Origin of the sequence: Streptomyces sp. SID12501, from assembly GCF_010550245.1 — a bacterium.
Classification (GTDB): domain Bacteria; phylum Actinomycetota; class Actinomycetes; order Streptomycetales; family Streptomycetaceae; genus Streptomyces.
On sequence record NZ_JAAGLU010000003.1, the window covers coordinates 206,812 to 221,003 of the forward strand.

The window sequence follows — 14,192 nt, forward strand, 5'->3', positions numbered from 1 at the left end:
CACCATGGTCAGCTCGTCACCACTGGACAGATTTCCGCCGACGCCTTTCCCGCCTCCTCCCGAGGCTCGCTCGGCCGCCGCCACGGCTCGATACCCTGGCGACGGCATCTCCAAGAGGACACGATGAACACCCGGTCCGACCACGGACACGAGCTGATCCCGCGTCCCGAGCACACCCCTGACGCCCTGCGCGCGGCCCTTGCCGTCGCCGATCCGGGCCGTCTGGAGGAGATGCAGGCCCAGAAGGACGAGGCCATGAAGGCAGTCCGCGAGTGAGCTGGAAGTGGGAGTACGCGTTCGGTGCGGAGGAAACTGCTCGAACCGCCCCGCTCAGGTTCAACCGGTGCCGGCCGAGCCCTGCTCAGGAAGCCGAGGGACGGACGATCTCCCACTCCTGGTCGTCGATGTTGGAGCAGGTGAAGAGTGTGAGGTCGGTTCCGTCGCCGCCGGTGCTGAAGCCGCCGACGTCCAGGCATTCGTTGTTGCTGGCGTAGTTGCGGATCCAGTAGTCGCCGCTCGGCTGTTTGGCGAGCCACCACAGCTGGTTGTCAGCGGTCGTGCCGTCGCAGGTGTACTCGAGGATCGGCGAATTGATGGGCTTGGAGCCGTAGTCCGACAGATCCACGCAGAGCTGGTCCTTGACGTTGCGGATCTGGAAGAGAGCCGAGCCGCCGGGACCCAGCTTCGGGTACCTCACCTCCAGGTTCCACCGCTGGGTTCCGGCGGCGTCATCGTCGCAGTTGGACTGCACGACCCGGCCCTTCAAGTCGGTGTCTTCGGGCGCCGGGAGGTCGGCGCACATCTTGGTGGTCGAGTTGCGCAGCATGATGCTGGACGCGGGCAGCACGCTCGGGGCCTTCGGCTTGGCCGACGGGGACTGCGCGCCCCCGCCTCCGGCGCCTCCATCGGCCTGCGCCGAGGCCGTCGGCTGAACTGCCGGTCGGGTCGGCTCGACGGGCGGGGCCGATTCGGCGGGGGCCGAAGGCTGCGCCGTAGGCGTCACGAGGGGAGGCGGCAGCGTGCTGACGGCGACCGCCTGCAGCTCCCGGGCGCTGCTGGTGACCCTGGGCTTGTAGGCGATCCACAGCATCGTGAAGGTGATCGCGAGCGCCAGGAAGATGCCGAGCGAGGTGGCGAGCCAGCCGGGCAGGAAGCTCCGCTGCACATAGGTGCCCTCGACCCCGAGCGGTGTCAGCCCCGACCGCTTCACCTCGAGGGTGTACGGCCGTTCCTGCTTGGAACCGAACCAGGTGATCTGCCGCGGTTTCAGCGTGGCGTTCACGAACGTGGCACGGCCGGGTTCGATCTGTACGTTGCTCGGATGGATGTCGTACGACAGGTGGTCGCCGTTGTCGCTTCCGCTGAGCGACGCGGTCACCTTCGTGTTGCCGAGGTTGTCGACAGCCAGTCTGGCGCGTCCCCGGAAACGGCCCTTCACCGTCGGAGGGACCAGCTCGGCCCGCACCTCCGTGAAGGGGGTGATCGTCAGGTTTCCCTCGGGGACGGTCGTCGACTCCGGATGCTCGGTCGGTGTGATCCGTACCGCGTACGGGTTCGGGCCCGCTGTCGCGTCCGGTGTGCGCGGCGGCGCGAACGTCAGCTCCACCGTCCCCGTCGTCCCTGGGAACAGCCGCAGCAAGGCGGGCTCCACCGTGGTCCAGGGCGCGGGAACACCTACCGGTTCGAAGCGGTACTCGTCGACCACGTCACCGGTGTTGCGCAGCCGCAGCCGCACGGTCGCGCTGCCACCGGGGTCCACCGTGACCGAAGCAGGTTCGAGAGAAGTCCAAAGGCTCACTGTTCGACGTTACGGTGGCGATCGGCTTCCGTCAGGAGTCAGCAGGGCAGGCCGGGCTGCCCCTACGGGCACCGATCACCTGACGGCAGCGGCAGGGCCTTGCGGTGCCCTCCGGCGAGTAGCTTCCGGTGAGGGCTACGCCGTCGCGCAGACCGGTACGTCGGGCAGCTTGTTGTCCGGTGAGCTGACGTAGATGTTGGACATGTAGCCGCCGTACTGGGGCAGGTACGCCCACCAGTTGTTGGTGTACGGCGGTACGGAGACGGTCTCGCCCTGCTTCTGGCAGCTGATCAGGACCTCCACACCGGCGGGCAGGCGTGTCAGGGAGCGCGCGGTGGTCGCCGCCTCACGGACGTTGACCCCCGATCCCCAGGTCCCGTACCACTTCCCCGCCGGCCTGGTCGCGCCGGGCACGTCGAGGCTGCGGGTCAGCCTGCCGAGGTCCGTGTACGCCTTGCCGTAGGAGGTGCCGACGGGATGCAGGGTGAGCACGGCGACGATGGCACGGTCGCCGGTACCGACCGTGCCGGTGGTGTGCAGGGCGGGCCGGGCCAGGTCCACCTGTGCGGCGGCACGGGTGACGGCCGGTGTCCGCGCCGCCGACTCCGAGCCGGCCTCCGGTGCGTTGTCCGCGGCCGGGTTCGGTGCCGAGGTCTTCGATACCGAGGTCTTCGATGCCGCCTCCGCGTTGCTCGCGCCGGAGGGACCGCAGGTGCCGTCCTCGTACTCGCCCGACCAGCCCTGCTTGACGGCCCAGGGGCGGTCGAAGGCGGCTGCGATGCCGAAGTGCTGGTCGAAGGCGTCCGAGGCACAGCGTGTCGACTGCCGCAGGTTGGTCATGATGAACTCCCGTACAGGCGCCGGAGCCTGCTCCAGGATGTAGCGGTAGATCTTCACCGTGTCGCGGGCCGAGATGGCGGTGTAGCCCCAGAAGCCCTCCATTCCGGCGGGGGGACCGACCGTGTCGCTCAGACCGAGCTGGGTCACCATACGGTCGATGATCGCCGGGCCGCCGCGCGCGACCCAGTAGTGATCTGCCGCCTCGTCGTAGCTGCTGCGGAGCATGGGTTCCAGCAGGGCTCGGTCGGCGGCCGGAATGGTGTAGTTCGGACCGCGGTCCCGGAAGAAGTCGAGGGTCAGCAGCAGTTTGACGACGGAGGCCGAGCGGAACTGCATGCTCGCGTTGACCTGTTCGGTGAAGGTCCCCGTCTGCCGGTCGTACACCACGACCCCGGCGGTGACACCGGCCGGGATCTGGGCCTGTGCGGCCGAGGTGGAGACCGTACGGTCGGATCCGGCCTCCGCGCCAACCGGCGGGACCGGAGCGGCTGTCGAGGTGGCCGCTGTAGTGAGGCCGAGCAGCAGGGCGGCCACCGGGAGCAGTGCCCGGCTCGCCGCCGTCGTCGTCGGCAGTCCACGGGCCGATGAGATGTGCCACATGATCGTCTTCCCCCTGTTGCATAAGGTGACAGAACGATCCTCAACGCTATTCAGGTCGGCTCGGGGCCGCTCCTGATGTATGTCAGGAGCGGCCCCGAGCCCGGTGCGTCAGAGTGTGTAGTCCTTGAGATAGGCGAGGACCTTGTCCACGTGGGGCTGTACCGCCGCCGGTACGCCACCGGCCTCGATGACGGTTCTGTCGCTGGTGCGGTAACCGGCGGTTATCAGCGCGGGGAGGTTCTCGCTCAGCCCGCTCTGCTTGAAGCGCTGGTCGAGCCAGCAGGTGAACACGGCCATGCTGGCGATGGCGTCGGGAGGAGACATGTAGTCCTTGTCGCCGTCGCGGTCGCCGTCCACGGCCCATGCCTTGAACACCGACGGCGTCCACATGGCGATGCCGTGCTCGCCGGTGGCGGTCCGGGACGCCTTCGGGTCGAAGCCGCTCTCGGCCTTGATCATCGCGGCCAGCAACGCCGGGGTGACCTCCTTGTCCGTGCACCGCTTCGCGGCGTCGGTGATGATCTGCCGCAGGGCGACGGGCACATCGGAGTCGGCGGGAAGGGCCCCGGGCAGGTCGGTGTCGGCGAGCGCGGTCCCGGGTGCGGAGGACGCCGACTTCGTGGGTGCGCCCTTGTCGTCGGAGGGTACGAAGGCCATGACGAGGCCGGCGACCGTCGCACACGCGGTGAGTGCGGCGGCGAGCAGGATCGCCGGACGCCGGCGAAAGGGGCGGGGGAGCCGCTCGGCGTGCAACTCCCGTACGCGCCGCGACAGTTCCTCCGCTTCCAGGGCTGCCCGGGTGGCGTGGTCCGGAGCCAGGCACTCGACGATGAGCTTCCGCCACCCCGGCTCCAGGCAGTCGTCGAGGCGAAGCGGAGTCGATCCGTTGGCATAGGCCTGGGCGGCCAGGGAGCGGGCCCGTGCCGTACTGCCGGGGAACGGATGGAGCCCACCCGTCAGCACCTGGTGCGCCAGCACGCCGAAAGCCCAGATGTCGGCCGTCTTCCGCACCGTCGTGCCACGGACGCCGGTGCGCTCCGACCACCACTCCGGGGGTACGTGGTCGAGAGAGCCCATGGGCGGAACGTACGCGTGAGTTCCTTCCAGTTCCACGGTGAGCCCGAAGTCCGCGAGCCACACGGCTCCCTCGGGGCCGAGGAGGATGTTCGCGGGCTTGAGGTCCGCGTGGATCCAGCCGTGGGCGTGCATGTGCGCCAGTCCGGCGGCCACTCCGCCGAGGATGCGTTCGACGTCCGCTAAGGGGTGCCCGGTCCGGCCCGCCGCGAGGAGATCCTGCAGACTGCGTTCCGCGCGGTCCATCACCAGCGCTGTCACGCCGTCCAGTTCGGGCCGCTCGGGATCCTTCAAGGTCACGACCGCATGGGTGCGTACCAGGTGGGGGTGGTCCGCCTCCGTGCTGAACCGTGCCTCCTTGCGCGCCAGTTCCTCCATCGACGCACGCTGTCCTGGGGTCAGCAGGTCAGTGCGCAGGAGCTTGATGGCCACGGCCGCGCCGCCCGCGGCACTGTCGACGGCTTTCTCCGCGGCATACACGCTGCCCCAGCTTCCGGAGCCGATCAGGCCGGTGATTCTCCACTCGCCGATCCGGTACCCCGGTGCCGGGTCGAGCGGCGGAGTGGTGTGGGGGTGATTCATCCCGGGCGAGCCTTTCGGTTCAGAGTCTGGCGGCAGGAGGGAGCAGAACCAAGTGATCTTCGCGGACCAGGTTGAAGCGCAGCGCGAGACTGACCAGCCGTTCACGCTTGCCTCCCGCCTCGCTGTACGAGCCGCCCGCTCCTTCCCTCAACCGCAGCTTGGTGTCGGCGAGATAGTCGATGTGATAGTTGAGCGCGGATCGCGTGAGGCCATGGCAACTCGGCAGCGGTAGCAGTCGTTCCAGGATCTCCCCCACGCCGGGAACGGCCGCGCTCGACGGGGAGCGCAGCCGCGGTTCGCACAGTGCCAGCAGCACCAGGAAATACTTGGACGACGGGTTCAGCGAGAAGGGGATCGTCGTGGGCTCCCCGGCGGGGGTGTCGCACCCGTGTTCCACATACGCGTGCTGAGGCGCGAACACCTTGAATTCCATGGGCGTTTCAGCGGGCAGAATCACGCGGGACAACTCGAAGGGTACAGGCGCACCGATACGGCCGGGCGCGACGCGGATATGTTCTCCCGCGCCTTCCAGGTTCTCCACGACGTAGGTTGCCGCGCCACTGTAATTGCAGAGGCGCCAGTAGTCCTCCACCGCGGTGATCTGTCCGGCACACCGCGACACCGCCGGATCACGCAGCGGGATGGGCAGGGGTGCTCCGGGCTCCCCACGTCCGAACTCGGCACTCTGGCCAGGGCTCAGGCGGAGCAGCCGTGGTTCGGGCGGAGGAGCGTCCGAGTGGCGGACGACGGCGTCGGGAAGCTGCACAATTACCGTGGTCACTCTGATCGGTCCCCAAATCTCAGTGGCTCACCGGGCATCCGTCGCATGGCCGAAAAGGGGTGAATGCGCGGTGCGTTCAGGTCTGGTCAGGACCTGGACGAGTAGCTCCCCAGAATGTCACCCGGTGAAGGACGAAGGGTAGGGGATCGCCACCGGAGAACCCGTTGCGGGTTCGGGTTCGGGTTCGGGTTCGGGTTCGCGTTCGGGTTCAGCTGGAAGGCCGCGGGGAGTCTCGCTCCGGCCGGACGATCCCGTCCCGACGGCCGGCGTGCCGCGCCCCGGAGACGGACACCTCCCGCAATCACACGCCCTGGATCAGCGCAACGTCTCCGCGTCCACCCGCGAGAAGATCAGGTCGCTCTCCCCCACCACGGGCCCCCGCCACCGCACCGGTACGCCGATCTCGTCCGGCGCCGCGCTCAGTGCGTACGCGTAGCTCTCCGGGGCGTAGCTGTTGGGGAGGCGGTAGAGGTGGAAGCCGGCCTCCCTCATCGTCCCGAGCAACTCCTCGACCGAGTCGCCCAGTTGGGCCATGCGGTCCGGGGTCACCTCGACCGTGATCTCCGCGTCGGGGCGGAGTTCGGTCAGCATGGGCGCAAGGCCCCGTACGACGCTTCCCTCCGCGCCCTCCACGTCGATCTTGATGACGCGGGCGTTCCTGATCTCCTCGGGTTCGAGCAGCTCCGGCAGCGGGCGGGCCTCGATGTCGAAGGTGGACTCCGTCGGGCCGTCCCACGGGACGATGCTGTTGGCGCCCATGTTCCGCGAGCTGGCGAGGATGAAGGTCAGGGTGCGGTGGCTGTCCGACACCGCCGCGTTGAGCGCGCGGATGTTGCGGCAGTCGTTCAGGGCGCTCTGGCGGAGGAGGACGTCGTGGAAGGCCGGGGACGCCTCGATCGACACGACCCGGCCCTTGTCACCCACCAGACGCGACGCCAGGACGCTGAACACGCCCACGTTCGCGCCGACATCGACGAACGTGTCCCCGGCGCGCAGCCTGCGGCCGAGCCATGCCGTCATGTGCGGTTCCCAGACGCCGAACAGGTAGACGTACCGCTGGATCAGGTCCTGCGTGTCGACCGCGAAGCGGGTGCCCGCACGGGTCTCGACGACCCGGTGACGCGGGTGTTCCCGGAGGTGGGGGTTCAGGAAGCGGGCCGCCAGGAGTGCCTTGCCGACGGAGCCGGGGGCCTTGCGCACGTACTGTCGGCCCAGGGTCACCAAGGTCTCCGAGAGCCCTGACATGGGGCTGCTGCTCATGCGATCCGCCTTTCCGTCTCTCCGCCGCACCGTCTCAGCGTCTCTCCAACGATCCGGAGCCAACCTACTCCGGCCATGTGATGGTTTCCGCCGGGCGCCTCTCCTAAGATCATCCGACGCAGGCACACATACGGGGGCTGCATGGGAACCGGCGAGCAACTCATCACCGTAGGCGCCGTGTTGCTGGGGGCGCTCACCACTCACGCGACCAACTACCTGATGGAGCGCGGCAGGAACCGGTACCAGTCGCAGACCCGGTGGGACGACAGGAAGATCGACGCGTACGCCGAGTACGTGGACTCGGCCAAGCTGCGGATCGCCGGAGCCGTACGGCTGTACGAGGCCAGGGAAGGGCTGCGTGAGGAGCACCGGCCCGAACCGGAGCTTCGGGAGAACCTGTCGGAGGCCGGGCGGCGCTGGGGGTCCGCCTTCGAACTGGTCATGCTGCTCGGGGGCGATGACGCCATCGAGGCCGGGCACGAGCTCAACTCCCTGGTCGCCGAGATCGACTGGCAGGCCACCGGACGGATCTCCGGGAGTCTCGACGAGTGGCGGGAGCGGCATCGGGGTGCCTTCCGGCTCATCAACGCCTTTCACGAAGCCGCGCGCGCCGACCTCGGGATCCAGGGCAGCGTCACCGGCGCGAGGCATCCCGAGCGGGATCTTCTGCTGCCGTCCGCCCGGCGCGACCCGTCCGCCCGGCAGGGGTCGGGTGAGGGCTGACGGCAGCAGTCGTCAGTACGTCCCCTGTCTGCCCGGCATCGCCTGCCTGGTACCTGATACCTGGTTTCCAGGTTTCCCGGCCGTCTACCTGCCCGCCGCCGCTGCCGCCACCGCAGCCCGTGCCCGTGTCCTGAACGCCTCCAACTTGTCGACCGGCTCGGTCAGTTGGCGGCTCCGGGGGCGGATGCTGACGTCGTGGCCCTCGGCCGCCTTGCGGAGTGCGCCGACGGTGGCCTGGTCCTTCGGGACGTGCGAGAAGGGGTCGAAGGAGTACCAGCGCATGGCGTTCTCGTGGGTCATCCTGACGGTGTCCTCGTCCGGGACCGAGTGCTTCTCCAGGACGCCGTGGATCTGTTCCGGCGCGTCCGGCCACATGGAGTCGCTGTGCGGGTAGTCACCCTCCCAGGCGATGTTGTCGATGCCGATCTCGTGCCGGAGCTTCACGCCCAGGTCGTCACTGATGAAGCAGGTCAGGAAGTGGTCGCGGAACACCTCGGACGGCAGCTTGCCGCCGAAGTCCTGGAGCGTCCACGTCGCGTGCATCTCGAAGGTCCGGTCGACGCGCTCCAGGAAGTACGGGATCCAGCCCGTGCCGCCCTCCGACAGCGCGATCTTCAGGTCCGGGTACTCCTTGACGACCCTCGACCAGAGCAGGTCGGCCGCAGCTGACACCAGGTTGATCGGCTGGAGCGTGATCATCACGTCCGGCGGTGAGTCGACCGCCGGGATGGCGAGCCTGCCCGAGGAACCGATGTGCACCGACATGACCGTGTTCGTGTCGGACAGCGCCTGCCACAACGGGTTCCAGTACTCGTCGTGGAAGCTCGGGTAGCCGAGAGCGGCCGGGTTCTCCGGAAAGGTGAGGCTGTGGCAGCCCTTCTCCGCCACCCGGCGGACCTCGGTGGCGCACAGCTCCGCCGACCAGATCGCCGGGAGCGCCATCGGGATGAAACGGCCGGGGTAGGCGCCGCACCACTCGTCGATGTGCCAGTCGTTGTACGCCCGCACCAGCGCCAGCGAGAAGTCGGCGTCCTCCGTGGCGAACATCCGCGCCGCGAAGCCGGGGAACGACGGGAAGTTCATCTGGGCCAGGACACCGCCGGCGTTCATGTCCTTGATGCGCTCGTGCACGTCGTAACAGCCGGGCCTGATCTCGTCCATGCCCTGGGGGTCGAGGCCGTACTCCTCCTTGGGGCGCCCGGCCACCGCGTTCAACGCCGCGTTGCCGACGGTGTTGTCGCGGAACTGCCACACGTCACTGCCGTCCTCGCGGTGGATCAGCTTCGGAGCGTCGTCCAGATACCGCTTCGGCAGGTGGTTAACGAAGAGGTCCGGCGGCTCGATGATGTGGTCGTCCACGCTGATCAGGATCAGGTCGTCCCGTTCCATGACGTTCCTCCGCAGTGGTTCCGTGGTTCCGCAGTGATGGCGCAGCGACTCCGCAGTGATTTCGACCTTCTCTGTTAACGTAAATTAGCTTCTCACTATCAGAGAATCAACCGTCCGGACGCAGCGAGAAGGGGCCCGATCCGCAGTGCGGATCGGGCCCCTCCCTGTTCCGTTCAGACGCTCAGCGCCGCCCTCACCGTCTGCTCCGAGCCCGTTCCGCCCTCCCCGGACGACGTCACCCGGCCCGCTTCCAGGACGTAGTACCGCTCCGCCGCCCGCATCGCGAACCCCACGTGCTGCTCCACGAGGAGGACCGACAGGCCTCCGCGTGCCGCCAGCGCCAGGATCGTCCGCTCTATCTCCGCCACCACCGACGGCTGGATACCCTCCGTCGGCTCGTCGAGGAGGAGCAGGCTCGGGCGGGTCACCAGGGCGCGCGCCAGGGCGAGTTGCTGGCGCTGGCCGCCCGACAGCAGGCCTGCCCGGCGGCCCGACAGTTCGCGCAGGACCGGGAAGAGGTCCAGCGCCTCGGCGACCGCCTCCTTGCCGTCCGCCCGTCCGTCGGCGACGAGTTGGAGGTTCTCGGCCGTCGTCAGGTGCGGGAAGGACTGCTGGCCCTGCGGGACGTACGCCATTCCGCGCGCCACCCGCTGGTGCGGGGACAGGCGGGTGATGTCCTCGCCGTTCAGCAGGACCTTTCCGGCGGTCGGCTTCAGGAGGCCCATGGCCGCCCGCAGCAACGTGCTCTTCCCGGCACCGTTGTGACCGAGAACGGCGGCCACACCGTCCTTCGGCACTGCCACACTCACACCGTGCAGGACGGTCGTACGGTCGTAACCCGCCCGTACGTCGATGATCTCCAGCGTGGATCTGGGCTCGGACATCGGCGTCATGCCTCCTCTCCGACCGACAGCGAGGACAGCGAGGCGGGCTCCGACGCGCGGCCCAGGTAGACCTCCTGGACCCTCGGGTCCGCCTGGACCTCCGTCACCGTGCCCTCGCTGAGCACCCGGCCCGCGTGCAGGACGCTGACGCTGCGCGCGAACGAGCGCATGAAGTCCATGTCGTGCTCGATGACGACGACCGTGTGGTCCTCGCTCACGCGCTGGAGCAGTTCGCCGGTCGCCTCGCGCTCCTCGTGGCTCATGCCGGCCACCGGTTCGTCGAGCAGCAGCAGCCGTACGTCCTGGACCAGCAGCATGCCGATCTCCAGCCACTGTTTCTGGCCGTGGGCCAGCGCGCCCGCCGGTCGGTCGGCGAGTGCGGTCAGGCCTGTGGTCTCCAGGGCCCTGGTCACCGGCTCCGGAACTCCCTTGCGGCGGCGGAGCATTGTCCACATTCCGCGTCCGGCGCCCGCCGCTATGTCCAGGTTCTGGAGGACGGTCAGCTCCTCGAACACCGTCGCCGTCTGGAACGTACGGCCGATGCCCATGCGCGCGATCCGCTGCACCGGGCGGCCGAGAAGCTCCTCGTCGCCGAAACGGACCGAGCCGGTCGCCCGCACCAGGCCGGTGACCGCGTCGACCAGGGTGGTCTTGCCGGCGCCGTTCGGGCCGATCAGGAACCTCAAGTCTCCTGGCTGGACAGTCAGGTTGACGCCGTCGACCGCCGTGAAGCCGTCGAACGTGACCCTCAGGTCGCTGATCGTCAGCGCCTCGCCACCGCCACCGCCGCCGCCGCTCATATCGCTCCTCCTGAACTGGCAGCCTCTGAACCGGCAGTTACCGAACCGGCCGTAGCCGTACGGCGGTTGCGCGCCAGCGTCACCAGGGACGCCAGGCCGCCGGGCAGGAAGCCGACCGCGACCACGAACAACAGGCCCTGGAAGTAAGTCCATCCGGCCGGAAACGCGTCCGACAGCGTGCTCTGTGCCCAGGCGACCGCGACCGCGCCGAGCACCGCGCCCACCAGTGACGCCCGACCGCCGACCGCCGCGCCGATGACGAAACCGATCGACGGCACGATCCCGATCAGTGCCGGGGAGATGATCCCGACGGCCGGGACGAACAGCGCGCCGGCGAGGCCCGCCATACCGGCCGCGACGACGTACGCCACCAGCTTCACGTTGGCCGGGTTGTAGCCGAGGAAGCGCACCCGCTCCTCGGAATCCCTTACGGCGACGAGGAGTTCGCCGTATCTGCTGACGAACAGCTGGCGGGCCAGGGCCATCAGGGCGAGCAGGACGGCCGCGATGACGAAGTAGACGAGCCGCTGGTTGACCGGGTCGTCGAGCGAGTAGCCGAAGAAGCCCTGGATGTCGGTGAGGCCGTTCGTGCCGCCCGTCGTCGCCTGCTGGCCGATCAGCCAGATCGACAGCGCGGCGGCGAGCGCCTGGCTGAGGATCGCGAAGTACGCGCCCTTCACCCGGCGCCGGAACACCAGGAAGCCGAGCAGCGCGGCCACCGCCATGGGCAGGATCATCGTCATGGCCAGCGCGAACAGCGGGTTGGCGAACGGCTCCCACCACCAGGGGAGGGTGTCCCCGGTGCCGTACAGCTGCATGAAGTCGGGGAGTTTCTCGCCGGTGTCGGCGGCGTCGGCGAGCTTGAGGTGCATGGCCATGGCGTAGCCGCCGAGGCCGAAGAAGACGCCCTGCCCGAGGACGAGGAGTCCGCCGCGGCCCCAGGCCAGGCTGACGCCGACGGCCACGATGGCGTAGCAGAGGTACTTGGCGAGGAGCGCGAGACGGAAGTCGGAGAGCGCCAACGGGGCTACGGCGAGGAGGAGTACGGCTCCGAGGGCGAAGCCGCCGGGTACGCGCAGCCGTTCCAGGAGCGGTGTACGGGAAGGGGGTTGCGGGGGTGGCGGAGTAACCGCCTCTGCGGACTTGGTCGTTGTCGTCATGCCAGGCTCCGGGTGCGCAGTGTGTACAGGCCCTGCGGTCGCCACTGGAGGAAGGCGACGATCGCCACCAGGACGACGACCTTCGCAACGCTCACCGTCGTCGAGTACTCCAGGACCGACTGGAGGACGCCGAGCGCGAACGCGGTGATCACGCTCCCCTTCAACTGCCCGATGCCGCCGACCACTACGACCAGGAAGGCGTCGACGATGTAGTTGGTGCCCATCGTCGGGCCGATCGGGCCCACGAGGGTCAGCGCGACACCGGCGACTCCCGCGAGACCCGAGCCGATGAAGAACGTGATCCGGTCGACCCGGCCGGTGGCGATGCCCGACACCTCGGCGAGGTCCCGGTTCTGGACGACCGCCCGGATCCGGCGGCCCAGCGGGGTCGTACGGAGGATGAGGGTGAGGGCGAGGACGCAGAGCAGCGCCAGGCCGAGGATGAACAGGCGGCTGTTGGCGAGGGTGATCCCGCCGCCCACCGAGACGTTGTCGGTGAGCAGATCGGGCGCGTGCGTCTGGACGTTGGGGGCGCCGAAGACGTCCCGGGCCAGTTGCTGGAGCATCAGCGAGACACCCCAGGTGACCAGCAGCGTGTCCAGCGGGCGCGTGTACAGGCGCCGGATGAGCAGCCACTCCAGCAGCGCGCCCATCAGACCCGCGACGACGAACGCCACGGGCAGCGCGACCAGCAGCGAGATCCCGGCGCTGCTGATCGACTTCTGCAGGACGTACGTCGTGTAGGCGCCGGTCATGATGAACTCGCCGTGCGCCATGTTGATCACGCCCATCTGACCGAAGGTCAGGGTCAGGCCGAGCGCGATGAGCAGAAGGACCGCACCGATGCTGATGCCGGTGAAGGTCTGGTTGAGGATGACCGTCATGGAGCGGCTCCTGATGGAGGGGAGCGGGGATACCGCGCGAAAGTGCTGTAACCCGGGTCCAGGAGGGGTTCAGAAGGGGGTCAGGAAAGGCCGGCTGCCCAGTCGTAGCCCTTGAGGAAGGGGTCCGGCTTGATCGGCTTGCCCGAGTTCCACACCTCGGTGATGAGCCCGTCCGCGCCGACCTTGCCTATCCGGGCCGTCTTGTAGACGTGCTGGGTCGCTCCGTCGACGGTGACCTCGCCCTCGGGGGCGGCAAAGGTGATGCCGTCCGAGGCCGCCTTCACCTTGGCGACGTCGAAGGAGCCGGCCTTCTCGACCATCTCCTTCCAGAGGTACACCGAGATGTACGCGGCCTCCATCGGGTCGCTGGTCGGCTTCCCCTTGCCGTACGCGGCCTGGTAGGCGGCGACGAACTTGGTGTTCGCGGCGCCGGGGGTGGTCTGGTAGTAGTTCCAGGCCGTCAACTGGCCCTCCAGGTACTGCGTTCCGATGCTCTTCACCTCCTCCTCGGCGATGGAGACGGACAGCACCGGCATGCTCTTCGCGGTCATCCCGGAGGACTTGTACTCCTTGAAGAAGGCCACGTTGCTGTCACCGTTGAGGGTGTTGAACACGGCGTCCGCGCCGGAGTTCTTGACCTTGTTGACGATCGTGCTGAACTCGGTGGAGCCGAGCGGCGCGTAGTCCTCGCCGACCACCTTCATACCCTTGGCCTTCGCGTACGCCTGGATCTCCTTGTTGGCGGTGCGCGGGAAGACGTAGTCACTGCCGACCAGGTAGAGCTTGGTCAGGCCCTGCTTCTTCAGGTAGTCGAGGGCGGGGATGATCTGCTGGTTGGTGGTCGCGCCGGTGTAGAAGATGTACGGCGACTCCTCAAGTCCCTCGTACTGCACGGGGTAGAAGAGCAGCGACTTGTACCGCTCGAAGACCGGCTTGACCGCCTTGCGGCTGGACGAGGTCCAGCAGCCGAAGGTGGCCACGACCTTGTCGTCCTTGATCAGGGCCTCCGCCTTCTCCGCGAAGGTCGGCCAGTCGGAGGCGCCGTCCTGGCTGACGGGGTTCAGCTTCTTGCCCAGCACACCCCCGGCCGCGTTGATCTCCTTGACGGCGAGCAACAGCGAGTTGTGGACGGTGACTTCACTGATGGCCATCGTGCCCGACAGGGAGTTGAGCAGACCCACCTTGACCGTGCTGCCTGAGGTGTCGCCCTTCACACCGGCGCCGGAGGACGTGTCGGAACCGGTTTTGGCGCCACAGGCGCTGAGAGCGGCGGACGCACCCACCGCGGACACTCCGGCCAACAGACCACGCCTGCTGAAACTGAGCCCAGACATGCAGAACCGCCCTTGGGGAGAAGGGGACGAGATGGGGGAAGTGCGGTCCACAGCCTGCGAGTTGACTGTTTCCCCTGCGTTTC

13 protein-coding genes are annotated in these 14,192 nt (G+C 68.3%); 2 read left to right on the forward strand and 11 right to left on the reverse strand.

Translation table 11 applies throughout. The annotated features are described in order from the left end of the window. Positions 1-123 precede the first annotated feature (123 nt). Positions 124-276, forward strand: a complete 153-nt coding sequence (locus G3I71_RS04395; RefSeq protein ID WP_164312414.1) for a hypothetical protein — start codon at positions 124-126, stop codon at positions 274-276. 85 nt (positions 277-361) lie between these two features. Here the strand turns inward: G3I71_RS04395 and G3I71_RS04400 are convergent, their stop codons facing one another. The 5 genes from G3I71_RS04400 to G3I71_RS04420 all read right to left on the reverse strand — a co-directional run bounded on the left by G3I71_RS04400 (position 362) and on the right by G3I71_RS04420 (position 6,935). Continuing rightward, positions 362-1,798 (reverse strand): RICIN domain-containing protein, encoded by a 1,437-nt coding sequence (locus tag G3I71_RS04400; protein ID WP_164312573.1) that lies wholly within the window; start codon positions 1,796-1,798, stop codon positions 362-364. Positions 1,799-1,933: 135 nt separating this feature from the next. After that, positions 1,934-3,238, reverse strand: coding sequence for a hypothetical protein (locus G3I71_RS04405; protein ID WP_164312574.1), 1,305 nt, complete (start codon positions 3,236-3,238; stop codon positions 1,934-1,936). A 108-nt stretch (positions 3,239-3,346) separates the two neighbouring features. Beyond that, on the reverse strand, positions 3,347-4,894 hold the full coding sequence (locus G3I71_RS04410; RefSeq protein ID WP_164312575.1) for a serine/threonine-protein kinase: 1,548 nt from the start codon (positions 4,892-4,894) through the stop codon (positions 3,347-3,349). Positions 4,895-4,913: 19 nt separating this feature from the next. Then, positions 4,914-5,663 carry a serine/threonine protein kinase gene (locus G3I71_RS04415; RefSeq protein WP_164312704.1) on the reverse strand — a complete coding sequence of 250 codons (750 nt, stop codon included), beginning with the start codon at positions 5,661-5,663 and terminating at the stop codon, positions 4,914-4,916. A 327-nt stretch (positions 5,664-5,990) separates the two neighbouring features. Further along, positions 5,991-6,935: an FkbM family methyltransferase gene (locus G3I71_RS04420; RefSeq protein WP_203729287.1), complete on the reverse strand. Its 945-nt coding sequence runs from the start codon at positions 6,933-6,935 to the stop codon at positions 5,991-5,993. A 141-nt stretch (positions 6,936-7,076) separates the two neighbouring features. Between G3I71_RS04420 and G3I71_RS04425 the strand changes: the two genes are divergently transcribed. After that, positions 7,077-7,658: a hypothetical protein gene (locus G3I71_RS04425; protein ID WP_203729289.1), complete on the forward strand. Its 582-nt coding sequence runs from the start codon at positions 7,077-7,079 to the stop codon at positions 7,656-7,658. Between the two features lie 84 nt (positions 7,659-7,742). Here the strand turns inward: G3I71_RS04425 and G3I71_RS04430 are convergent, their stop codons facing one another. From G3I71_RS04430 to urtA, 6 genes are all read right to left on the reverse strand, one after another. After that, positions 7,743-9,047 (reverse strand): amidohydrolase family protein, encoded by a 1,305-nt coding sequence (locus tag G3I71_RS04430; protein ID WP_164312576.1) that lies wholly within the window; start codon positions 9,045-9,047, stop codon positions 7,743-7,745. 173 nt (positions 9,048-9,220) lie between these two features. Beyond that, a complete protein-coding gene (urtE, locus tag G3I71_RS04435; RefSeq protein WP_164312577.1) occupies positions 9,221-9,931 on the reverse strand; it encodes an urea ABC transporter ATP-binding subunit UrtE in 711 nt (236 codons plus the stop codon). 5 nt (positions 9,932-9,936) lie between these two features. Then, a complete protein-coding gene (gene urtD, locus G3I71_RS04440; protein ID WP_164312578.1) occupies positions 9,937-10,731 on the reverse strand; it encodes an urea ABC transporter ATP-binding protein UrtD in 795 nt (264 codons plus the stop codon). Next, positions 10,728-11,891, reverse strand: coding sequence for an urea ABC transporter permease subunit UrtC (gene urtC / locus G3I71_RS04445; protein WP_164312579.1), 1,164 nt, complete (start codon positions 11,889-11,891; stop codon positions 10,728-10,730). Before urtC ends, urtD begins: the two co-directional genes overlap by 4 nt. Then, the gene (gene urtB / locus G3I71_RS04450) at positions 11,888-12,775 is read right to left on the reverse strand and encodes an urea ABC transporter permease subunit UrtB (protein WP_164312580.1); all 888 of its coding nucleotides are present in this window, start codon (positions 12,773-12,775) and stop codon (positions 11,888-11,890) included. The genes urtC and urtB overlap by 4 nt, the downstream gene beginning before the upstream one ends. 80 nt (positions 12,776-12,855) lie before the next feature. Beyond that, positions 12,856-14,109 (reverse strand): urea ABC transporter substrate-binding protein, encoded by a 1,254-nt coding sequence (gene urtA, locus G3I71_RS04455; RefSeq protein WP_164312581.1) that lies wholly within the window; start codon positions 14,107-14,109, stop codon positions 12,856-12,858. Positions 14,110-14,192: the final 83 nt, after the last annotated feature.